This window comes from Streptomyces sp. NPDC046985 (assembly GCF_040644415.1).
Taxonomy (GTDB): domain Bacteria; phylum Actinomycetota; class Actinomycetes; order Streptomycetales; family Streptomycetaceae; genus Streptomyces.
In genome coordinates this window covers 130,522-152,238 of the sequence record NZ_JBEYWK010000019.1, presented here as the reverse complement: position 1 = coordinate 152,238, position 21,717 = coordinate 130,522, and the positions used below count along the sequence as shown (strand labels likewise).

15 protein-coding genes and 1 pseudogene are annotated in these 21,717 nt (G+C 73.6%); 12 read left to right on the top strand and 4 right to left on the bottom strand.

The genetic code is table 11. The features are described 5' to 3' along the window. Nucleotides 1–280: 280 nt before the first annotated feature. From ABZ861_RS24150 to ABZ861_RS24120, 7 genes are all read left to right on the top strand, one after another. Nucleotides 281–961, top strand: a complete 681-nt coding sequence (locus tag ABZ861_RS24150) for a response regulator (protein ID WP_361633542.1) — start codon at nucleotides 281–283, stop codon at nucleotides 959–961. A gap of 258 nt (nucleotides 962–1,219) precedes the next feature. Further along, nucleotides 1,220–4,027 carry a DNA translocase FtsK gene (locus ABZ861_RS24145; protein WP_361633539.1) on the top strand — a complete coding sequence of 936 codons (2,808 nt, stop codon included), beginning with the start codon at nucleotides 1,220–1,222 and terminating at the stop codon, nucleotides 4,025–4,027. A gap of 287 nt (nucleotides 4,028–4,314) precedes the next feature. After that, complete coding sequence (locus ABZ861_RS24140) at nucleotides 4,315–5,154, top strand: RodZ domain-containing protein (protein WP_361633536.1); 840 nt, start codon at nucleotides 4,315–4,317, stop codon at nucleotides 5,152–5,154. A 132-nt stretch (nucleotides 5,155–5,286) separates the two neighbouring features. Continuing rightward, entirely contained in the window at nucleotides 5,287–6,759 is a 1,473-nt protein-coding gene (gene rimO, locus ABZ861_RS24135) for a 30S ribosomal protein S12 methylthiotransferase RimO (protein WP_361633534.1), read from the top strand. Nucleotides 6,760–6,971: 212 nt separating this feature from the next. After that, nucleotides 6,972–7,751, top strand: a complete 780-nt coding sequence (gene pgsA / locus ABZ861_RS24130) for a CDP-diacylglycerol--glycerol-3-phosphate 3-phosphatidyltransferase (RefSeq protein WP_361633532.1) — start codon at nucleotides 6,972–6,974, stop codon at nucleotides 7,749–7,751. Next, on the top strand, nucleotides 7,748–8,293 hold the full coding sequence (locus tag ABZ861_RS24125; RefSeq protein ID WP_361633530.1) for a CinA family protein: 546 nt from the start codon (nucleotides 7,748–7,750) through the stop codon (nucleotides 8,291–8,293). The genes pgsA and ABZ861_RS24125 overlap by 4 nt, the downstream gene beginning before the upstream one ends. 109 nt (nucleotides 8,294–8,402) lie before the next feature. Then, the gene (locus tag ABZ861_RS24120) at nucleotides 8,403–8,777 is read left to right on the top strand and encodes a helix-turn-helix transcriptional regulator (RefSeq protein WP_361633527.1); all 375 of its coding nucleotides are present in this window, start codon (nucleotides 8,403–8,405) and stop codon (nucleotides 8,775–8,777) included. Nucleotides 8,778–9,997: 1,220 nt separating this feature from the next. Here the strand turns inward: ABZ861_RS24120 and ABZ861_RS24115 are convergent. Next, a complete protein-coding gene (locus tag ABZ861_RS24115) occupies nucleotides 9,998–10,843 on the bottom strand; it encodes a DNA-formamidopyrimidine glycosylase family protein (RefSeq protein WP_361633524.1) in 846 nt (281 codons plus the stop codon). 51 nt (nucleotides 10,844–10,894) lie between these two features. Continuing rightward, entirely contained in the window at nucleotides 10,895–15,877 is a 4,983-nt protein-coding gene (locus ABZ861_RS24110; protein ID WP_361633521.1) for an ATP-dependent helicase, read from the bottom strand. Between ABZ861_RS24110 and ABZ861_RS24105 the strand changes: the two are divergent. The 3 genes and pseudogenes from ABZ861_RS24105 to ABZ861_RS24095 all read left to right on the top strand — a co-directional run. Beyond that, nucleotides 15,765–16,835: pseudogene (locus tag ABZ861_RS24105) on the top strand (AraC family transcriptional regulator); the annotation flags it as partial. The gene ABZ861_RS24110 and the pseudogene ABZ861_RS24105 overlap by 113 nt on opposite strands. Nucleotides 16,836–16,900: 65 nt before the next feature. Continuing rightward, complete coding sequence (locus ABZ861_RS24100; RefSeq protein ID WP_361633518.1) at nucleotides 16,901–17,776, top strand: AzlC family ABC transporter permease; 876 nt, start codon at nucleotides 16,901–16,903, stop codon at nucleotides 17,774–17,776. Then, entirely contained in the window at nucleotides 17,773–18,081 is a 309-nt protein-coding gene (locus ABZ861_RS24095) for an AzlD domain-containing protein (protein ID WP_361633516.1), read from the top strand. Before ABZ861_RS24100 ends, ABZ861_RS24095 begins: the two co-directional genes overlap by 4 nt. A 214-nt stretch (nucleotides 18,082–18,295) precedes the next feature. Here the strand turns inward: ABZ861_RS24095 and ABZ861_RS24090 are convergent, their stop codons facing one another. Together ABZ861_RS24090 and ABZ861_RS24085 are read right to left on the bottom strand one after the other, a co-directional pair. Beyond that, entirely contained in the window at nucleotides 18,296–19,246 is a 951-nt protein-coding gene (locus ABZ861_RS24090) for a hypothetical protein (protein WP_361633513.1), read from the bottom strand. A gap of 175 nt (nucleotides 19,247–19,421) precedes the next feature. After that, on the bottom strand, nucleotides 19,422–19,757 hold the full coding sequence (locus ABZ861_RS24085; RefSeq protein WP_361633510.1) for an antibiotic biosynthesis monooxygenase: 336 nt from the start codon (nucleotides 19,755–19,757) through the stop codon (nucleotides 19,422–19,424). A gap of 332 nt (nucleotides 19,758–20,089) precedes the next feature. Between ABZ861_RS24085 and ABZ861_RS24080 the strand changes: the two genes are divergently transcribed. After that, nucleotides 20,090–20,284 carry a DUF3046 domain-containing protein gene (locus ABZ861_RS24080; protein ID WP_361633507.1) on the top strand — a complete coding sequence of 65 codons (195 nt, stop codon included), beginning with the start codon at nucleotides 20,090–20,092 and terminating at the stop codon, nucleotides 20,282–20,284. An 87-nt stretch (nucleotides 20,285–20,371) separates the two neighbouring features. After that, nucleotides 20,372–21,655: an AI-2E family transporter gene (locus ABZ861_RS24075; protein ID WP_361633504.1), complete on the top strand. Its 1,284-nt coding sequence runs from the start codon at nucleotides 20,372–20,374 to the stop codon at nucleotides 21,653–21,655. The last annotated feature ends 62 nt before the right edge of the window (nucleotides 21,656–21,717 follow it).

Sequence of the window (21,717 nt, the reverse complement as noted above, 5' to 3'; positions counted from 1 at the left end):
TGTCGGGAACCTGCGGCGGCCCCGCGGAGTTGTTGACTGTGAGTGCTCGAAGCCGTGTAGGGGCGCGGAAACCGGGGAACTTTCAGATCCCCTGCCGCGTTTCCGCTCCGTGCACAGTGACAACACGGTGACAGGGTGTGGCGACAGGCGGGGTGCGGCTACGATGACCGGCACAAGGACGGGCGGCGCAAGGGAGTCGTCCCCCGGGGCGGCGCCTGTGGGCGCCTCCCCGTTTCCTGCGGACAGGGGCGGCCCCACGCCGGGGCGAGGAGGGCGGGCCATGGTGCAGAAGGCCAAGATCCTCCTGGTCGATGACCGGCCGGAGAATCTGCTGGCGCTGGAGGCCATCCTCTCTGCGCTCGATCAGACGCTGGTACGGGCATCGTCCGGGGAGGAAGCGCTCAAAGCGCTGCTCACGGACGACTTCGCGGTGATTCTGCTGGACGTCCAGATGCCGGGCATGGACGGTTTCGAGACGGCAGCGCACATCAAACGGCGGGAGAGGACGCGGGACATCCCGATCATCTTCCTCACCGCGATCAACCACGGCCCGCACCACACGTTCCGCGGATATGCGGCGGGTGCGGTGGACTACATCTCCAAGCCCTTCGACCCGTGGGTGCTGCGCGCGAAGGTGTCGGTCTTCGTCGATCTGTACATGAAGAACTGCCAGCTCAAGGAGCAGGCGTCGCTGCTGCGGCTCCAGCTTGAGGGCGGCGGCAAGGACGGCGTCGCCGAGGGCAAGGACTCGCCCGGCCTGCTCGCCGAGCTGTCCGCGCGGCTCGCGGCGGTCGAGGAGCAGGCGGAGGCTCTGTCCAAACAGCTCGACGACGAGTCCGCGGACGCGGCGGCGGTCGCCACGGCCGCCCACCTGGAGCGCAAGCTGACCGGTCTGCGCCGCGCCCTGGACGCGCTGGAGCCGGGCGCCGGAAGCCCCTCCTCGGTGTCCTCGCAGAGCTGAGTCCCGCCGGGCGCGCGGCAAGCGGCGGATCCCGCCGGGTTCCTCCGCCCGCCGGATCCGTGAGCGATCCGCAACCTGCCGAGACGACCGTCTCGTTGCGCCCGGCTTGCGAGGCCCTGTGGCCTCCGCCGCCGGGCACCGCAGGCCGCCGCCGGAACGTGACGGGCCGTCAAGCCAGGGCGACGACAAAGGCGACACGAACGGGTGAAGCGCGGGGCACACGTGTCCGTCGCCGCCTCCGACGGTAACCTCACACTCATGGCCTCACGTCCCCCCGCAGCCAAGAAGCAGCCCGCCAGGAAGGCGGCCGCTCCCGCGAAGGCTCCGGCGAGGAAGGCCGCGGCGACCAGGGCCCCCGCCAAGAAGGCCGCCCCCCGTGCGGCGTCCTCCAGGAAGGCGTCCGCGGGCCGGCCGGCGCCTCGCCCCGCGCCCAGCCCGACCGGGGGCGTGTACCGGCTGGTGCGCGCCTTCTGGCTGGGCATCGCGCACGCCGTCGGCTCCGTCTTCCGCGGCATAGGGCAGGGAGCGAGGAACCTCGATCCGGCCCACCGCAAGGACGGCGTCGCGCTGCTGCTGCTCGCCGTCGCGCTGATCGTCGCGGCCGGCACCTGGGCGGATTTGCGCGGCCCCGTCGGGGACCTGGTCGAGATCCTGGTCACCGGCGCGTTCGGCCGGCTCGACCTGCTGGTGCCGATCCTGATCGGGCTCATCGCCGTACGCCTCATCCGGCACCCGGAGAAGCCCGAGGCCAACGGCCGGATCGTGATCGGGCTGTCGGCGCTCGTGATGGGTGTGCTCGGACAGGTGCACATCGCCTGCGGCTCGCCCGCCCGCAGCCAGGGCATGCGGGCGATAAGGGACGCCGGCGGCCTCATCGGCTGGAGCGCCGCGACCCCGCTGACGTACGCGCTGGGCGTTGTGCTCGCGGTGCCGCTGCTGGTGCTGCTCACCGTGTTCGGCCTGCTGGTGGTCACCGCCACCCCGGTCAACGCCATCCCGCAACGGCTGCGGCTGCTCGGGGCGAGACTCGGTCTGCTGTCCGAGCCGGAAGGCTACGAAGGGGAGTTCGAAGACTATGGAGAGTACGGGGAGTACCTAGAGGACGACGCCCGCCGCGACGAGCAGTGGCGCGAAGCGCCGCCCGCCCGCCCGCGCCGACGGCAGAGCGCCCCCGGCGCCTACGACCCCGACGGCGCGGAGCACGAGGCCCTGGCCAAGCGCCGGGGCAGGCCCCGGCGTTCCGCCGTGCCGCAGCCGGACATGACACGGCGGATGGACGCCGTGGACGTGGCCTCCGCCGCCGCCGCCTCACTCGACGGCGCGGTCCTGCACGGCCTGCCGCCGTCGCCGATCGTCGCCGACCTCACCCAGGGCGTCAGCGGCGGCGACCGGGCCGAGACGCCGACCGCCACCCCGGTCCCGGCCGCGCGGCCCGAGCAGGACCGCGCCGCCGGGCGCCCCCCGGCGGAGGCGCCGGCGCCGCGTCCCGCGCGGGAGGAGACGTCCGCCGCCGTCCTCGACCTCACCAAGGCCCCGCCCGCCGAGGTCCGTGAACTGCCGCCCCGCGCCGAGCAGCTCCAGCTCTCCGGCGACATCACCTACTCGCTGCCCGCCCTGGACCTCCTGGAGCGCGGCGGTCCGGGCAAGTCGCGCAGCGCGGCCAACGACGTCATCGTGGACGCGCTGACCAACGTCTTCACCGAGTTCAAGGTCGACGCCCGGGTCACCGGCTTCACCCGCGGGCCGACGGTCACCCGCTACGAGGTCGAACTCGGCCCGGCCGTCAAGGTCGAGCGGATCACCGCGCTGACCAAGAACATCGCCTACGCCGTGGCCAGCCCGGACGTGCGCATCATCAGCCCGATCCCTGGCAAGTCGGCGGTCGGCATCGAGATCCCCAACACCGACCGGGAGATGGTCAACCTCGGGGACGTGCTGCGCCTGGCGGCGGCCGCCGAGGACGACCACCCGATGCTCGTCGCGCTCGGCAAGGACGTCGAGGGCGGCTACGTGATGGCCAACATCGCGAAGATGCCGCACATCCTGGTCGCCGGCGCCACCGGCTCCGGCAAGTCGTCCTGCATCAACTGCCTCATCACCTCGGTCATGATGCGGGCGACCCCCGAGGACGTCCGCATGGTCCTCGTCGACCCCAAGCGCGTCGAGCTGACCGCGTACGAGGGCATCCCGCACCTGATCACACCGATCATCACCAACCCCAAGCGGGCGGCCGAGGCGTTGCAGTGGGTCGTCCGCGAGATGGACCTGCGCTACGACGACCTGGCCGCGTACGGGTTCCGGCACATCGACGACTTCAACGCGGCCGTGCGCAACGGCAAGACGAAGGCGCCCGAGGGCAGCGAACGCGAGTTGCAGCCCTACCCGTATCTGCTGGTGATCGTCGACGAGCTGGCCGACCTGATGATGGTCGCGCCGCGCGACGTCGAGGACGCGATCGTGCGCATCACGCAGCTCGCCCGCGCCGCCGGCATCCATCTGGTGCTCGCCACCCAGCGCCCCTCCGTCGACGTCGTCACCGGCCTGATCAAGGCGAACGTGCCCTCCCGGCTGGCGTTCGCCACCTCCTCGCTCGCCGACTCCCGGGTCATCCTCGACCAGCCCGGCGCCGAGAAGCTGATCGGCAAGGGCGACGGGCTGTTCCTGCCGATGGGCGCGAGCAAACCGACCCGCCTGCAGGGCGCCTTCGTGACCGAGGACGAGGTCGCCGTCGTCGTCCAGCACTGCAAGGACCAGATGACCCCGGTCTTCCGGGAGGACGTCACCGTCGGCTCCAAGCAGAAGAAGGAGATCGACGAGGACATCGGCGACGACCTCGACCTGCTGTGCCAGGCCGCCGAGCTGGTCGTCTCCACGCAGTTCGGATCGACGTCCATGCTCCAGCGCAAGCTGCGCGTCGGCTTCGCCAAGGCCGGGCGGCTGATGGACCTCATGGAGTCGCGCAACGTCGTCGGCCCCAGCGAGGGGTCCAAGGCGCGCGACGTGCTGGTGAAGCCCGACGAGCTGGACGGCGTGCTGGCCGTGATTCGCGGCGAGTCGGAGGGGTAGCAGCAAAGAGACGCCCGGCCCGCGGAGACGGCTGCCGCGGGCAGCGCGGAAGGGCCGCCGTGATCCACCCGTTAGGCGGTTGTGAGCAACCGTTTCCCTTAGACGCACGTCAAGTTGAGCAGAAGGACCGGTACGAGTCCGACCATGGACCGCGCACCTGTCCCGCCATCGGATCGGCCGGCCATTCCGATGGCGTACAAAGTCCTACCGTCGGCTCGCTCCACCCTTTTGCACCCCCCTAGACTGAACCTCCAGCACAGGCGGCTACACGCTCGAAAGGCGCCCCCGTGTCCATCGGCAACTCCCCTGAAGACGAGCGTCCGTTCGAAGACGTTTCCGAGGAAGCCCGCCCCTCCGTCGGCCGCGCCCTGAAGGACGCGCGCCTCGCCGCCGGACTGACCGTCGACGAGGTCAGCGCCGCCACCCGCGTCCGCATCGCCCTTGTGCAGGCCATCGAGGCCGACGACTTCGGCCCCTGCGGCGGCGACGTCTACGCCCGCGGGCACATCCGGGCGCTGGCGCGCGAAGTGGGCGTCGATCCGGCCCCGCTGCTGGACCAGTACGCCGCCGAGCACGGCGGGCGCCCCGCGCCCACCCCGGCCGCCCCGCTGTTCGAAGCCGAGCGCATCCGCCCCGAGCGCCGCGGGCCGAACTGGACCGCGGCCATGGTCGCCGCGATCGTCGTGGTCATCGGCTTCGTCGGCTTCACCGCCGTCAAGGGCGGCGACTCGGACGACAGCGCCAAGGCCCAGGTCGGCGGTGCCACGCCCGGTGCCAGCGCCTCGGCCTCGCCCAAGCCGAAGGGCGGCAAGCCCGCCGCCCAGAAGCCCGCCCCCTCCGACAGCGCCATCGCCGCCGCACCCCAGGACAAGGTGACCGTCCAGGTGAGCGCCCCGAACGGGCGGAGCTGGATCTCGGCCAAGGACCACAACGGCCGGATGCTCTTCGACGGGCTGCTGAACAAGGGCGAGTCCAAGACCTTCCAGGACAGCACGAAGATCAACCTCATCCTCGGCGACGCCGGCGCGATCCAGCTCTACGTCAACGGCAAGAAGATCGAGGACCAGTTCCAGCCGGGCGCCGTGGAACGCCTCACCTACACCAAGGGCGACCCGCAGGCCGGATAGCCCGCGGCCGGTGAGCGGGCCCCCTTCCGGGGCCGCGCCGAAAGCAGCGCAGGGGCCGTCCGGCATCGGGCGGCCCCTTCGGCATGGGGCCTTCGACAGGGGGCCTTCCGCGGACGAAGTAGTCTTGAGCCCATGCCTGAACGCCGTACCGTCGCACTCGTCACTCTTGGCTGCGCCCGTAACGAGGTGGACTCGGAGGAGCTGGCAGGCCGTTTGGAGGCGGACGGCTGGCAGCTCGTCGAGGACGCCGCACAAGCCGACGTCGCCGTGGTCAACACCTGCGGCTTCGTGGAAGCCGCCAAGAAGGACTCCGTCGACGCCCTCCTGGAGGCCAACGACCTCAAGGACCACGGCCGCACACAGGCCGTCGTCGCGGTCGGCTGCATGGCGGAGCGGTACGGCCGCGAGCTGGCCGAGGCGCTGCCCGAGGCCGACGGCGTGCTCGGCTTCGACGACTACGCGGACATCTCCGACCGCTTGCAGACCATCCTGAGCGGCGGCGTGCACGCCGCGCACACCCCGCGCGACCGCCGCAAGCTGCTGCCGATCAGCCCGGCCGAGCGGCAGGACGCGGGCGCCGCCGTCGCCCTGCCGGGGCACGGCCCCGCCGACCTCCCCGAGGGCCTCGCCCCCGCCTCGGGCCCCCGGGCGCCCCTGCGCCGTCGGCTGGACGGCGCCCCGGTCGCCTCGGTCAAGCTCGCCTCCGGCTGCGACCGGCGCTGCACCTTCTGCGCCATCCCCTCCTTCCGCGGCTCGTTCATCTCCCGCCGCCCCAGCGACGTGCTGAACGAGACCCGGTGGCTGGCCGAGCAGGGGGTGAAAGAGATCATGCTGGTCTCCGAGAACAACACCTCCTACGGCAAGGACCTCGGCGACATCCGCCTGCTGGAGTCCCTGCTGCCCGAGCTGGCCGAGGTCGACGGCATCGAACGGGTGCGGGTCAGCTACCTCCAGCCGGCCGAGATGCGCCCCGGACTCGTCGACGTCCTGACCTCCACCCCGAAGGTCGCCCCCTACTTCGACCTCTCCTTCCAGCACTCCGCGCCCGGCGTGCTGCGCGCCATGCGCCGCTTCGGCGACACCGACCGCTTCCTGGAGCTGCTGGACACCATCCGCGCCAAGGCGCCGGAGGCCGGGGTGCGCTCCAACTTCATCGTCGGCTTCCCCGGCGAGTCCGCCGCCGACTTTGCCGAGCTGGAGCGTTTCCTGAGCGGCGCGCGGCTGGACGCCATCGGCGTCTTCGGCTACTCCGACGAGGAGGGCACGGAGGCGGCCGGCTACGAGAACAAGCTCGATCCCGACCTCGTCGCCGAGCGGCTGGCCCGGATCTCCCAGCTCGCCGAGGAACTCGTCTCGCAGCGCGCCGAGGAGCGCGTCGGGGAGACGGTGCGGGTACTCGTGGAGTCGATCGACCCCGAGGAGGGCGTGTCCGGACGGGCGGCGCACCAGGCGCCGGAGACGGACGGCCAAGTGACGCTCACCGGCGGCGAGGGACTTGCCGTCGGCCGTATCGTCGAGGCGAAGGTCGTCGCCGCGCAAGGCGTCGACCTGGTGGCCGAGCCGCTGGCGGACGCGTCGACGTGGAGCGAGGAGGCGGGCAGATGACCGGAGTCCCGGCATCCGCGGCGGGCGGCTCCCCCCGTGCGCAGACGGCCAGGGAGGCGGCCGCGCGCCGTGCCGACGACGCGGACGGGGCTCCGGCCGCCGGTCAGACGGACCCGGACGCCGCGTCTGCGTCCGCGGACGTCGCTCCTGCGCACCGCGACGCCGCTTCTACGCACCGCGACGCCGTTTCTGCGCACGACGGCACCCTTCATGTGCACGATGACACCCTTCATGCGCACGACGGCACCCTTCCTGCGCACCGCGACACCTCTCCTACTCACCGCGACGTCGCTCCTACGCACCGCGACGCCGTTCCCGCGCCGCAGGACGACGCTCGCGCCTCTCAGGACCAGGAGGGCGGCAAGCCGCTGCGCGGCGGGAAGATCACGGCGGCGGCCGTCAACCAGGCCAGCGTGTGGAACGTCGCCAATCTGCTGACCATGCTGCGGCTGGTCCTGGTGCCCGGCTTCGTCGCCCTGATGCTGGCCGCGGGCGGTTACGACCCGGCGTGGCGCTCCCTCGCCTGGGCGGCTTTCGCCGTCGCCATGATCACGGACCTGTTCGACGGCCATCTGGCCCGGACGTACGACCTGGTCACCGACTTCGGGAAGATCGCCGACCCCATAGCCGACAAGGCGATCATGGGCGCGGCGCTGATCTGCCTCTCCGGTCTAGGCGACCTGCCCTGGTGGGTGACCGGGGTGATCCTGGGCCGGGAACTCGGCATCACGCTGCTGCGTTTCCTGGTCATCCGGTACGGCGTGATCCCCGCCAGCCGCGGCGGCAAGCTGAAGACGCTGACGCAGGGCGTCGCCGTCGGGATGTACGTGCTGGCCCTGACCGGCTGGCTGGCCACCCTGCGGTTCTGGGTGATGGCCGCGGCGGTCGTGCTGACCGTGCTGACCGGACTCGACTATGTGAGACAGGCCACGGTGCTGCGCCGGCGGGGAATCGCCGAGCGCCGGGCGGCGTTGGAGGAGTCGAAGGCGTGAGTTCACCGGCCGCCGACGTCGTGAGGCTACTCACGGTGAGAGGCGAGACGGTGGCCGTGGCCGAGTCGCTGACCGGCGGACTGGTCGCGGCCGAGATCACCTCGGTGCCCGGGGCCTCCAAGGTCTTCCGCGGCTCGATCACCGCCTACGCCACCGACCTCAAGCGGAAGCTGCTGAAGGTCGACGCCACTCTGCTGGCCCAGCGCGGAGCGGTGGATCCGCAGGTCGCCGCCCAGATGGCGACCGGCGTCCGGGACCTGCTGGGCGCCGACTGGGGCATCGCGACCACCGGGGTCGCGGGCCCCGACCCCCAGGACGGGCAGCCCGTCGGCACGGTCTTCGTGGCGGTGGCCGGGCCCGGCCGGACAGAGACCGGCGCCGCCCACGACGGGAAAACCTCCGCGCTGCGGTTGAACGGCAGCCGGGCGGAAATTCGTAGGGAGAGTGCACGCAGCGTGCTCGCACTGCTTTTGGACCGGATTGCCAGCCAACAGACCGGTAACGAGCGGGCACAGGATACGGAACGGAACGGGGGGTTTTGATGTTTGCAGCCCAGAGTGAACACGACATCGCTCCCCGCACGGCCGCGGCGCTAGGCGGTACGGTGGGGCGAGAAGGATGCGGCTACGCGGTCCGAGGAGGGAGCCACCGATGATTCTGCTCCGTCGCCTGCTGGGTGACGTGCTGCGTCGGCAGCGCCAACGCCAGGGCCGTACTCTGCGCGAAGTCTCCTCCTCCGCCCGAGTCTCGCTCGGCTATCTCTCCGAGGTGGAGCGGGGGCAGAAGGAGGCTTCCTCCGAGCTGCTCTCCGCGATCTGCGACGCGTTGGACGTACGGATGTCCGAGCTCATGCGGGAAGTGAGCGATGAACTCGCCCTCGCCGAGCTGGCCCGGTCTGCCGCGGCCGCCGACGGCATGCCCGCGCCGGTCCGCCCGATGCTGGGTTCCGTGTCGGTGACCGGCGTGCCACCCGAACGGGTGACTATCAAGGCGCCCGCCGAAGCGGTGGACGTGGTCGCCGCCTGAGCCGTCACGCGCACGCGATCTGACCCATACGTCACGAGGCCCCGGCCGGGGCTTCTCCGGACTCACCGGAGGAGCCGCGGACCGGGGCCCTTCGCGTGCCGTGACCGCGGCCGGTCCATTTGTGCTCGTGGCGGCGTCGGGCGATGGTGGAGGGCGGGTCGTGCCGCGGCGGAGCTGCGCCCGAGCGGACGAGCGGCGCGGCTGAGCGACGGCGTGGCGTCGGCGGCGAGTGACGGCGCCGGCGAGTGAGGGCGCCGCGAGCGCCCTCCCGTCCTCACGGCGCGTGGTGCGCGGGGCGGGGCTGACGGCGTCGGGCGTCCGGGCTGGAGGTGGGTGTGTGCGTGCGCGTTCGGGTCCGATAGCGCGCTGCGGCGTCGCCGTGGGGTTCGGCGGCCTGTGGTGGTGGGCGGTGCTGCGGTGCGTGCTGTCCGATGAGGCCGGAGTCCTGGAGGGCGTGGTCGTGGCGGGCGGCTGGGGGCTGAGTCTGCTGCCCGTGCACTGCGTCCCGAAGAGCGCGGTCACCGGTGCGTCGAGGCGGGGCCGACGCGTGGCCGGTGTCGTTGGGCGGCTTTCCGTGGAGTGGGGCGGGGGTGCCGCGGCCGGTGGCGGCGGGGGTGTGGTGAGCGGGGAGAGGGAGACGGCGGCTGGCGGGGATGCTGGGGTGGGGGTGGGTGGGGTTGCCGTTGGCGACGAGAAGGCTGTAGTCGCAGGTGAGGTGGCAGTTACTGCTGGGGACGCCGCGTGTGCTGGGGCTGCTGTGAGCGCCGGAGAGGCAGCGTCTGGCGGGGCTGCGAGGTGCGGCGGGGAAGCCGCGTCCGGTGGGGTCGCGGTGTCTGGCGGGGAGTCCGAGTCGGGTGCCGCCGATGCCGCTGATGCCGCCGAGAGCGGCCGGACGGCGTTCGGTGAGGCGGGAGGGTGGCCTTACGGGCACGGCGAGGGAGCGTCGACGACCGGGAGCGGCTGGCCGTACGGAACCGCCGCTGGGGAAAGGCCGCCAGCCAAGGGCGAGGACTCCTGACGGGCGGGATCGCATAGCCATACGCGGACGCGGGGGTGTGCCGCCGGGCGGCGCGCGAGCCCTCGCCTGGCACTTCTGGGCGGCCGAGCCGCGCGCTAGCGGGCGGCTGAGGCACGCGTCCTCGGGCGGTCGCGTCACGCGCCGTGCGCGGGTGCGACGTCCTCACGCGTGGTCAGGGACCATCCCCGCGCGTGCGGGATCGTCACGCGCCCCGGCGCGGATAACGCTCCCGCCACCGCTGCGGCGCGCCCGGCGCCGGGGCCGGGCCGGTCTGGCAGTTCGGGCACCAGTACGTGGGCCGGTCCTGGGCGCCGTCGCCTTGGTCGGCCACGCGGACCGAGGCGCCGCAGCGCAGGCAGGGGCGCGGCGCGCGGCCGTACACGAACAGGTCCTTCCCGCGCAGGTCGGTGGTCCGGCGGACCACGCGGTCGCGGTTGGCCTCCAGGAGCCTTTTGGCGAGCAGGGGCAGCTTCTCGGCCCGGTCGGCGGGCAGCGCGCCGACGGGCAGCCACGGGGTGGCGCCGAGCAGGAAGCAGATCTCGCTCTTGTAGACGTTGCCGACGCCGGCGAGATTGCGCTGGTCGAGCAGGGCCTCGCCGAGCTGACGGGACGGGTCGGCGAGCAGGTTGGCCAGGGCCACGCCGGGGTCCCAGTCGGCGCCGAGGAGATCGGGCCCCAGGTGGCCGACGGTGCGCTCCTCGTCGGCGGTGCGCAGCAGTTCGAGGACCGTGAGGCGGTAGCCGACGGCGGCGCGGTCGGCGGTGGCGAGGACGGCGCGGATCTGGTGGCCGGGGCCGCCCCTCCAGCGCTCGCCGTTGCCGTACACCTTCCAGGCGCCTTCCATCCGCAGGTGCGAGTGCAGCGTCACGCCGCCCTCGAAGCGAGTGAGCAGGTGCTTGCCGCGGCTGGCCGAGTCCAGCACGATCCGCCCGGCGAGGTCGACCGTGGCGTACTTCGGCACCCGGAAGTCGCTGCGGGTCAGCACCTTGCCCACGAGGGCGTCGTGCAAGCGCCTCGCGGTCTGCCAGACCGTGTCACCTTCGGGCATGGCTCCAGAGTGACACGGACCGCGGCGGCCGCTCGCGGGCGGTGGCCCGGCTCATGCGCGCAGGCGCAGGCCGCGCGGGGTGGCGACGAAGCCCGCTCCCTCCAGAAGCGACCCGATGGAGGAGGTCAGGGCCGGGGCGCCGTTGATCCGCTCGACCGTGACCGTGCCCAGGGAGCCGGCGCGGGCGGCCGCGGACAGCGCCTCGGCGGCGGCGCCCAGCCGCGGGTCGTCGGCGGCAGCGGCGCTGTCGGCATGCGCCGGGTCGGCGGGCCAGGCCAGCAGGGTCTTGCCGCCGCGCTCCATGTAGAGGGTCAGCTCACCGTCCACAAGCACCACCAGGGCGCCGGCCTTGCGCCCGGGTTTGTGCCCGGCTTCGGTCGGCGACTCGGGCCAGGGCAGCGCGGCGCCATAGGCGTTCGCCGGGTCGGCGGCGGCCAGCACGACCGCGCGGGAGTCGGCGCCGCCTCGGTCACCGCGTCCGCGTCCGCCGTAACCGAAGGAGGCCCCGCCGCCCCGCGGCCCGCCCTGGCCGGGCGACGCGAGGTCCCGGGGCGAGACGTACTCGCCGGGCGCGGGGCGGTGGCCGGAGGGCGGCCAGTCGGGGGCGCCGCCCAGGGACGCGAGGTCGTAGGCGCCGCCGTCGAAGCCGCCGCCGTCGCGCCCGGCGGTGTCGAAGGCGGCCGCGTCGAGTCCGCCGGCCGGGGCGAGGGGCCGGGCGGCCGGGGCGCCGTCGGGGAAGCCGAAGGCGCCCGGGGCGCCGCCGTCGAAGCCCGCGTCGGGCAGGCCGGTCCCTCGGTCGCGGGCGTTCGCCACCGCGCGCAGCCGGTCGACGGCGCCGTCCATCGCGAACTGCGCCGCGCCCAGGCCCTCCACCACGTATCCCCGCCGGGCCTGGCCGGTCTCCTCGAAGGCGGACAGGATCCGGTAGACGGCGGAGAAGCCGCCCTCGACGCCCTCCGCGGCGACCGCCCCGCGGGTGACCACGCCGTGCCGGTCCAGCAGGCTGTGGGCCAGGGCGTGGGCGCGCACGGTCGCGTCTGCCTCCCGGTCGGGCAGCAGCGACCAGCGGCCCGCGACGGTCGGCGGCCCGCCGCGGGACGCGGCGCGGGCGGCCGCGGTGAGCGAGCCGTAGCGCCCGCGCGGGACGGCGCGCTTGGCGCGGTGGGCGGTGGAGCCGGCCGTGCGGCCCGAGCCGAGCAGGGAGCGCATCGGGGCGAGAGTGTCGTTGGTCAGCCGTCCGGACCAGGCCAGGTCCCAGAGGGCGTCGGCCAGTTGTACGTCCGTGGCCTCGGGGTGGGTGGTGGCGCGAACTTGGTCGGCGATCTGACGGAAGAACAGTCCGTACCCGCCGGAGAGGGTCGTCAGGATCGACTGGTGCACCGCCGTCAGCTCCAGCGGGTGCGGCGGCGGCAGGAGCAGAGGGGCGGCGTCCGCCAGGTACAGGGAGACCCAGCCGTCCTTGCCGGGCAGCGCGCCCGCGCCCGCCCACACCACCTCGCCCGCCGCGGTGAGTTCGTCGAGCATCGACGGGGTGTAGTGCGCCACGCGTGAGGGCAGGACCAGCTTCTCCAGGGCCGACGCGGGCACGGACGCGCCCTGCAACTGCTCGACGGCGCGCACCAGTCCGTCGACGCCGCGCAATCCGTGTCCCCGCCCGATGTGCTGCCACTGGGGCAGGAACTGCGCGAGCGCGGCCGGCGGCGCCGGCTCCAGCTCGTGCCGCAGCGCGGCCAGGGAACGGCGGCGCAGTCTGCGCAGCACCGCGGCGTCGCACCACTCCTGGCCGATGCCCGCCGGATGGAACTCGCCCTGGACGACCCGCCCGGCGGCGGCCAGCCGCTGGAGCGCCCCCTCCGTGACGGCTCTGCCCAGCCCGAAACGCGCCGCCGCCGTGGCCGAGGTGAACGGGCCGTGAGTGCGGGCGTGGCGCGCGAGGAGGTCGCCGAGCGGGTCCTTCACCGGCTCGGTGAAGGCTTCCGGGACGCCCACCGGCAGTGCCGTGCCGAGCGCGTCGCGCAGCCGGCCCGCGTCCTCCACCGCCGCCCAGTGGTCGGCGCCGGCGATGCGGACCTGGATGGCCCGGCGCGCTCGGGCCAGCTCCCGCGCCCAGCCGGGCTCCGCGCCCCGCTCGGCCAACTCGGCGTCGGTGAGCGGGCCGAGGACGCGCAGGACGTCCGCGACGCCCTCGACGTCCTTGATCCGGCGGTCCTCCGTCAGCCACTGGAGCTCCTGCTCCAGCTCGGTCAGCACCTCGGGGTCCAGCAGCTCGCGCAGCTCCGCCTGGCCCAGCAGCTCGGCCAGCAGCCGGGAGTCGAGCGACAGCGCGGCGGCGCGGCGCTCGGCGAGCGGCGAGTCGCCCTCGTACAGGAACTGGGCGACGTACCCGAACAGCAGCGAGCGGGCGAACGGCGAGGGCTCCGAGGTGGTGATCTCCACCAGGCGGACCTTGCGGGACTCTATGTCCCCCATCAGCTCGACCAGGCCCGGGACGTCGAACACGTCCTGAAGGCACTCGCGGATCGCTTCCAGGACGATCGGGAACGAGCCGAAGTCGCTGGCCACCTGGAGCAGTTGGGCGGCGCGCTGGCGCTGCTGCCACAGCGGGGTGCGCTTGCCGGGGCTGCGGCGCGGCAGCAGCAGCGCGCGGGCGGCGCACTCGCGGAACCGGGCCGCGAACAGCGCCGAGCCGCCGACCTGGTCGGTGACGATCTGGTCGACGTCGCCCTTGTCGAAGGCGACGTCCGCTGCGCCGACGGGCGCCTGGTCGGCGGTGTGCTCCAGGCCGGCCCCGGCGGGCTCCTGGTCGAGCAGGTCCAGGCTCATCAGATCGGCGTCGGGCAGGCGCAGCACGATGCCGTCGTCGGCGTGCATGACCTGCGCGTCCATGCCGTAGCGCTCGGACAGCCGGGCGCCGAGGGCGAGCGCCCAGGGCGCGTGCACCTGGGCGCCGAACGGCGAGTGCACCACCACGCGCCAGTCGCCCAGCTCGTCGCGGAAGCGCTCCACGAGGATCGTCCGGTCGTCCGGGATGTGTCCGCACGCCTCGCGCTGCTCGTCCAGGTACGCCAGCACGTTGTCCGCGGCCCACGCGTCCAGGCCGGCCGCCAGGAGCCTGAGCCGGGCGTCCTCCTTGGGCATCGAGCCGACCTCGCGCAGGAAGGCGCCCAGCGCCCGGCCCAGCTCCAGCGGGCGGCCGAGTTGGTCGCCCTTCCAGAACGGCAGCCTCCCCGGCACGCCGGGCGCCGGGGACACCAGGACCCGGTCGCGGGTGATGTCCTCGATGCGCCACGAACTGGTGCCGAGCGTGAAGACGTCGCCGACCCGGGACTCGTAGACCATCTCCTCGTCCAGCTCGCCGACCCGGCCGCCGCCCTTCTTCGGGTCGGATCCGGCCAGGAAGACCCCGAACAGCCCGCGGTCGGGGATCGTGCCGCCGGAGGTGACGGCCAGGCGCTGCGCACCGGGGCGGCCGGTGACCGTGCCCGCCACGCGGTCCCACACCACGCGCGGGCGCAGCTCCGCGAACGCGTCGGACGGGTACCGTCCGGCCAGCATGTCCAGGACGGCCGTGAACGCCGACTCCGGCAGCGAGGCGAACGGCGCGGCCCGGCGCGCCAAGGCGAGCAGGTCGTCGACCTGCCAGGCGTCCATCGCCGTCATCGCGACCAGTTGCTGGGCGAGGACGTCCAACGGGTTGGCGGGCACCCTGAGCGCCTCGATGCCGCCCGAGCGCATCCGCTCGGTGACCACGGCAGCCTGCACCAGGTCGCCGCGGTACTTCGGGAAGACCACGCCGGTGGAGACCGCGCCGACCTGGTGTCCCGCGCGGCCGACGCGCTGGAGACCGGAGGCGACGGACGGAGGCGACTCCACCTGCACGACGAGGTCGACGGCGCCCATGTCGATGCCCAGCTCCAGGCTGGAGGTGGCGACCACCGCCGGGAGCCGGCCCGCCTTGAGGTCCTCCTCGACGAGGGCGCGCTGCTCCTTGGAGACCGAGCCGTGGTGGGCGCGGGCGATGACCGCGGGCGCGCCGTCCGCCGCTCCGGAACCGCCCATCAGCTCGGCCGGCGCGTGGTGCTCGTCCAGCGGCACGCCGGTGGCCCGCTCGTAGGCGATCTCGTTGAGCCGGTTGCACAGCCGTTCGGCGAGCCGGCGGGAGTTGGCGAACACGATCGTCGAGCGGTGCGCCTGGACCAGGTCCGCGATCCGCTCCTCGACGTGCGGCCAGATGGAGGGGCGCTCCGCGCCCTCGTCGCCGTCGGCGGCCGGGGCGCCGCCCAGCTCGCCGAGGTCCTCGACCGGGACGACGACGGACAGGTCGAACTCCTTGCCGGACTCCGGCTGGACGATCTCCACCTTGCGGCGGGGCGAGAGATAGCGGGCGATCTCGTCGACCGGGCGGACGGTCGCGGACAGGCCGATCCGGCGGGCGGGGCGGGGCAGCAGCTCGTCCAGGCGCTCCAGGGACAGCGCGAGGTGGGCGCCGCGCTTGGTGCCTGCGACCGCGTGCACCTCGTCTAGGATCACCGTCTCGACGCCGGTCAGCGCGTCGCGCGCGGACGACGTCAGCATCAGGAACAGCGACTCGGGCGTGGTGATCATGATGTCCGGCGGGCGGGTGGACAGGGCGCGGCGCTCGGCGGGCGGGGTGTCGCCGGAGCGGATGCCGACCCGCACCTCCGGCTCGGGCAGGCCCCGGCGGACGGACTCCTGCCGGATGCCGGTGAGCGGACTGCGCAGGTTGCGCTCCACGTCGACGGCGAGAGCCTTCAGCGGCGACACGTACAGCACCCGGCAGCGCTTCTTCGGGTCGGCCGGAAGGGGAGTGGAGGCCAGGTCGTCCAGGGCGGAGAGGAAGGCGGCGAGGGTCTTGCCCGATCCGGTGGGGGCGACCACGAGCACGTCCGAGCCCTCGCCGATGGCCTGCCACGCACCCGCCTGGGCAGCAGTGGGCGCGGAGAAGGCCCCCGTGAACCAGCCACGGGTCGCGGGGGAGAAGCCGTCGAGGGCTCGAAGTGCGTCGCTGACCATGCGTCCATCGTGCACCCACCGACTGACAATCCGCTCCGACCTGCGCGTTTGCCGTAGATCGGGGCCACGAGAACGGCACGGGAACGGATTTTCCCGGCGCCGTGACGGGGTCGGCCCCGCTTGCCAGGCGCCTCGGCGCAGGACGGAGAATCGTCGCGTGGCGGCTTTCGGCGAGGAGTGGGCGCGGCACTGGCGGTACGAAGAACTGCCCGGTGTCGACCTGCTGCGCGCCCGGTACGTCCGCAAGGAGTTCGTGCGGCACACCCACGAGCACTTCGTGATCGCCGCCATCGCCGAGGGCCTGGAGGTGTTCCGCTGCCGCGGCGCCGACCAGTACGCGGGGCCGGGAACCCTCGCCCTGGTCAACCCCGACACCCCGCACACCGGACGGGCGGGAGTGCCCGAGGGATGGCGCTACGGGGTGGTGTACCCGGCGCCCGGCCTGGTGGCCGAGATCGCCGCGGAGACCACGCGGATCCGCGGGACGCCCGGGTTCACGGCGCCGGTCCTCGACGATCCCCGGGCCGCCGCACTGGTGCACCAGGTGCTGCGGGCGGCGGACGAGGGCAACGCGCTGGCCGCCGACACGCTGCTGCGCGTCGCCGTGACCCGGCTGCTCCGGCTGAACGGCGGAGCGCTGCCGCGGCGGGAGGTGCGCACGGCGGGAGAGCGGATCGCGGTACGCGCGCGTGCCGTCCTGGAGGACCGCATGACCCGACCGCCGACCCTGGAGACGCTGGCGGCCGACCTCCAGACGAGCCCGTTCGCCCTGCTGCGCGCTTTCCGCGAGACCTACGGCATGCCCCCGCACGCCTGGCTGACCGACGCGCGGGTGCGCCGGGCCACGCGCCTGCTGGACGCGGGCGCCGCACCGGCCGAGGCCGCCGCGCACGTCGGGTTCGCCGACCAGTCGCACCTCAGCCGGCACTTCTCCCGGATCGTGGGCGTTCCTCCGGGCGCCTACCGGCGCGAGCGCAAGAACGTACAAGACGCGAAGGCGCCGTTGCTCCTACCGTCCGGGGCGTGGCAGAAGAGACATCACTCGCGGACAGGCGCGCCGACGGCGCGGGAGGCCCTCAAGGGACCGGCGGCGGAAAGCCGGACGGCGCCGTCGTCCGGGACGCCCTCGGGGTCGGCGTCGCCGTAGGAGCGTCCGGGTTCGCCTTCGGGGTGACCTCGGCGGGCAGCGGCCTGACGCTGCTCCAGACCTGCGGGCTCAGCCTGCTGGTGTTCAGCGGGGCGTCGCAGTTCGCCCTGGTGGGCGCGCTGGCGGCGGGCGGGAACCCGTTCACGGCGGCGGCGGGAGCGTTCTTCCTGGGTGCGCGCAACGCCTTCTACGGGCTGCGCCTGTCCCAGCTCCTGGCGCTCCCGCGCACGGTACGCCCGCTGGCCGCCCAGTGGGTCATCGACGAGACCGCCGCGGTGGCGCTCGCCCAGTCGACGCGGCGCGGCGTCCGGATCGGCTTCACGGTCACCGGCGCGACCCTTTACGTCCTGTGGAACCTCACCACCCTGCTGGGCGCGCTGGGCGCACAGGCCATCGGGGACACCCGCGCGTGGGGGCTGGACGCGGCCGGCCCGGCCGTGTTCCTGGCGCTGCTCGCACCCATGCTGAAGACCTCCGCCGAGCGAGCCGTCGCCGCGCTCGCCGTCCTCCTCGGGCTCGGCCTGCTGCCCGTCCTGCCGACCGGAGTCCCGGTCCTGGCCGCCGCGCTCGCCGCGCCCGCGGTGCTGCTCCTGGAGGGCCGGCGCGCGAACGCCGCCGGGGAGACGAGGAAGGAAGCGGGGGCCGTCGAACCAGAGACGCCAGCGCGGTCTGGCGGCGCGCCCGCCGACACCGACACGCCCGCTGCGGGGAACGCGCACGACGGGCTCGGCCCGCGAGAGGAAGCACGTTGAACACCTGGATCGCCGTCGCCGTGACCGCCGTGGGCTGCTACGCCGTCAAGCTCGCCGGGCTGCTCGTCCCGGCCGCCGCCGTGGAACGGCCGCTGGTGAAGCGGCTCGCCGCGCTGCTCCCCGTCGCCCTGCTCGCCGCCCTCACCGCCCAGCAGACGTTCGCCGACGCCGCCGCGCTCGTCCTGGACGCGCGTGCCGCGGGGCTCGGGGCCGCCGCGGTCGCGCTGGTGCTGAGGGCGCCCTTCCTGCTGGTCGTGGCGGCGGCGGTGCTGGTCACGGCCGCGGTGCGCGCCCTGGGCGGCTGACGGCGCCGCGCGCTCGGGAGGCCGGGAGACTGACGACGATGGCACGCAGGCCGCCCGAGGACGGTGCCGCGCGCACGAGAGCCCGGGACGCGGGGCGGCGGCAGCCCGCGGCACGTCACCGGGGGCGGGCGCGGGACGTCGGCGCGCGCGAGGCCCGGTGCCCCGCGCGGGCGAGGCGCGGCGCCGTCCGCCGGGCGCGCCCCCGGCCACAGCACTAGTCAAGGGCGCGGCCGTACGCCTGGAGCGTGCGCAGCGCCCCGATCGTCACCAAGGAGCGCGCCTCCAGCGCGGGCCCAGGCGCCCACTGCCGCCAGGTGATCGGCCAGCCGCCGTCCTCCTGCTGGCGGCTCGCGAGGAAGTCCAGGGAGCGGTCCATCTCGTCGTCGGTGAACCACGCGCGCGCGAGGGAGCCGGGCTCGCGCGCGAAGTCGTGCGGGAAGTGGTGCTCGCCCGGCGCGTAACCGGGCGACACCGGCCACGTCTCCAGGCGCCCGGGGTCCAGGGCCGCGAGCCGCTTCTCCCGCACCAGGCGGCCGAGCCGTTCGGCGGCCCGCCGCGCGCGCGGGCGGTCGGGAGCGGCGTCCAGGAAGACGACGGCGGCTTCCGCCTCGTACGGGTGGGAGTCCTCAAGGGACTCGATCCGGTCCCAGCAGAACTCGGTCGCCCGGAACAGCCAGGGGTGCCACACCTCGTTGCGGTGCAGCAGCCCGGCCACCGGCCCGGTGGTCAGGAGGTCGCCCGGCGGGTCGTCCACGACCGGCACGAAGGGGGCCGCCGGGTAGCCGCGCTGGGCGGGCAGGATCGCGGGCAGCGCGCCGTCCGGGGTGGAGACGGAGGTCGCGTACCGGCACACGCGCTCGGCCCGCTGACCGTCGCAGCGGCCGATGGCGTCCAGGACGTGCAGCGCGTGCGCGGCGTGCAGCGGCTGGCTCACGGGGCCGCGCAGATCGGGCTCCAGCGCGTGGCCGTACCCGTCGTCGTCGGCGCGATAGGCGTCCAGCGCGGTCTCCACCGAGTCCGCGCCTCCGTTCAGGAAGTGGTACGCGAACAGCCGCTGCTCCAGCACGCGCGCGGTGAGCCACACGAAGTGCGCGGCGCGCGACAGCGCGGAGGACGCCGGGGGCGGCGGGGCGGAGGAGGGAGCGGCAGCAGTGAGATCGGCCATGCGTCCGACCGTACGGCCGGTGCCGGTCGCGGCGGGAGTAGCCGGGCCGGGCTCCCTTTCGGGCGGACACTTGAGGGATGCGATTGATGACTTCCTGAAGCGGACGGGCCGCCCACCTGCGTAGCCGCCATGGTTGTCGTCCGGGCTCCAGGGCAGGGCCCTGGAGCCTTGGGACTCAGCGGCTCGAATGCGTCGACTGGATGTGGAAGAGGCGTGGCTGCACGTCCTCGGCGAGCTTGGCCGCCTGCTCCATGTGGACGCGCGCTTCGGGGTTGCCGAGCATCGTCCGGTAGTGCTCCTCGGTCTCCCATTGGGCGTAGTTGATGACGCGTCGCCCGTCGTGGGAGGTGTGGAAGTTGGCGCAGACGAAGCCCGGCTGGTGCTTCATCGTCTCCTCGGTGGCGCGGGCGAGGAGCTGAACGAGTTCCTCCTGGCGCTCCGGGGACACGGTGAAGACGTTGATGAGCGTGGCGACGGGCCGGGTGCTGTCGATGCGTGCCGTAACGGTCATGGCTCGATGTCTCCCCTTACGGCTGCCCGTTGTCGCGTTCGGCGACGGGTATTCCCTCGTTCGGAGGGTCGGAGGCATGTCGACGAAAGCCGCACCTTTCGGCCCTGATCCGTCTCGGGCGGTTCGTGCCTCGCCCGCTGGCTCGGGCATGCCGACCGTGGTTTTACCCTGCGTACGTACACGCACCTCAGGCCGGGGGCCGGCGCGCGAGGTCACGCCGCCGTGGATGCTTGGTTCAGCGGGGGGCGGACTCCCCGGAAACTCCCTGACGGCCGTGCGAGGGCGTGAAGGGCGGGAAACATGCAGGTCATGGCGGGTATGGAGCGGAATTCATGCGGTTGACGGTCTTCTGGGAGCGGATGGCGGAGCACTTCGGCGCCGGGTACGCCGACACTTTCGCGCGCGACCACGTGATGTCGGAGCTGGGCGGGCGGACGGTGCACCAGGCGCTGGCGGCGGGCTGGGACGCCAGGGACGTGTGGCGCGTGGTCTGCCAGGTCATGAACGTGCCCGGGGAGAGGCGCTGACCCGAGGGGAGACGCTGACCCGACCCGCGGACCACGCCGCCGTGCCGCGTTGTCAGTGTTGTCAGTGGCGTGCGGGAGACTTGCGCTGTGGCCCCCACTGACGACTCCGGGCAGAGCACCCGGCACGCACCCGCGACCGGTACGACGCCGCCCGAAGGAGCCCCCGCCGGGGGCGCCGCCGGGCCGGGCGCCCGCATGCCGCGCTGGCTGCCGCGCGCCATGGTGCTCGCCCTCGCCCTCGTCGCCGCGTTCCAGTTCGGTAGCTGGGCGTTCCATCAGCTCATCGGCCTGCTGATCAACGTCCTGATCGCGTTCTTCCTGGCCCTGGCCATCGAGCCCGCGGTGAGCCGCATGGCCGAGCGCGGCATGCGCCGCGGCCTCGCGACCTTCCTGGTCTTCCTCGCCCTGGCGGTCTTCACGGCGGGCTTCGTCACCTTGCTCGGCTCGATGCTCGCCGGCCAGATCATCAAGATGGTCGAGGGCTTTCCGGACTACCTCGACTCCGTCATCAACTGGGTCAACGCCACGTTCCACACCCATGTGAGACGAGTGGACGTCCAGGAGGGCCTGCTCCACTCCGAGTGGCTGCGCAAGTACGCGCAGAGCAGTGCCGCGGGCGTGCTGGACGTCTCCACACAGGTGCTCGGCGGCCTCTTCCGGCTGCTCACGGTCGGGCTGTTCTCGTTCTACTTCGCGGCCGACGGACCGCGGCTGCGGCGCGCCCTGTGCTCCGTGCTGCCGCCCGCCCGCCAGACGGAGGTGCTGCGCGCCTTGGAGCTGGCGGTGGACAAGACCGGCGGCTACCTGTACTCGCGCGGCCTGATGGCGCTCGTCTCCGGGATCGCCCACTACGTCCTGCTGGAGGCCCTGGGCGTGCCCTACGCGCCCGTGCTGGGCGTCTGGGTGGGACTGGTCTCGCAGTTCATCCCCACCATCGGCACCTATCTCGCGGGCGCCCTGCCGATGCTGATCGCGTTCACGGTCGACCCGTGGTACGCGGTGTGGGTGCTGGTCTTCGTCGTCGTCTACCAGCAGTTCGAGAACTACATGCTCCAGCCCAAGCTGACGGCGAAGACCGTCGACATCCACCCGGCGGTCGCCTTCGGATCGGTGATAGCCGGGACCGCGCTGCTCGGCGCCGTGGGCGCGCTGATCGCCATCCCGGCGGTCGCCACGCTGCAAGCGTTCCTCGGGGCGTACGTGAAGCGGTACGCCGTCACGGACGATCCACGCGTGCACGGCCACCGCACCCGGCCCGCGGCGCCGGGCCTGTTCGCCCGCGCCCGGCAGACCTGGGTCCGGCGGCCGGAGACCGAGACCGCGGCCGCCGGAACCGGGGCGGTCGCCGAACAGAGCGGCTCCGCGGAGTGACGTGATCTAGTGCTGTGGCCGGGCGGCCGCAACGGTAAGGCGACTCCGCGCGGCCGGGCACT

Excerpts from the sequence above, each read along its gene's own strand:
- ABZ861_RS24120 (WP_361633527.1), top strand. The coding sequence starts at position 8,403 with ATGATTCTGCTCCGTCGCCTGCTGGGTGACGTGCTGCGTCGGCAGCGC.
- ABZ861_RS24090 (WP_361633513.1), bottom strand. The coding sequence starts at position 19,246 with ATGGCCGATCTCACTGCTGCCGCTCCCTCCTCCGCCCCGCCGCCCCCG.
- ABZ861_RS24115 (WP_361633524.1), bottom strand. The coding sequence starts at position 10,843 with ATGCCCGAAGGTGACACGGTCTGGCAGACCGCGAGGCGCTTGCACGAC.
- ABZ861_RS24150 (WP_361633542.1), top strand. The coding sequence starts at position 281 with ATGGTGCAGAAGGCCAAGATCCTCCTGGTCGATGACCGGCCGGAGAAT.
- ABZ861_RS24145 (WP_361633539.1), top strand. The coding sequence starts at position 1,220 with ATGGCCTCACGTCCCCCCGCAGCCAAGAAGCAGCCCGCCAGGAAGGCG.
- ABZ861_RS24110 (WP_361633521.1), bottom strand. The coding sequence starts at position 15,877 with ATGGTCAGCGACGCACTTCGAGCCCTCGACGGCTTCTCCCCCGCGACC.
- ABZ861_RS24085 (WP_361633510.1), bottom strand. The coding sequence starts at position 19,757 with ATGACCGTTACGGCACGCATCGACAGCACCCGGCCCGTCGCCACGCTC.
- ABZ861_RS24080 (WP_361633507.1), top strand. The coding sequence starts at position 20,090 with ATGCGGTTGACGGTCTTCTGGGAGCGGATGGCGGAGCACTTCGGCGCC.
- rimO (WP_361633534.1), top strand. The coding sequence starts at position 5,287 with ATGCCTGAACGCCGTACCGTCGCACTCGTCACTCTTGGCTGCGCCCGT.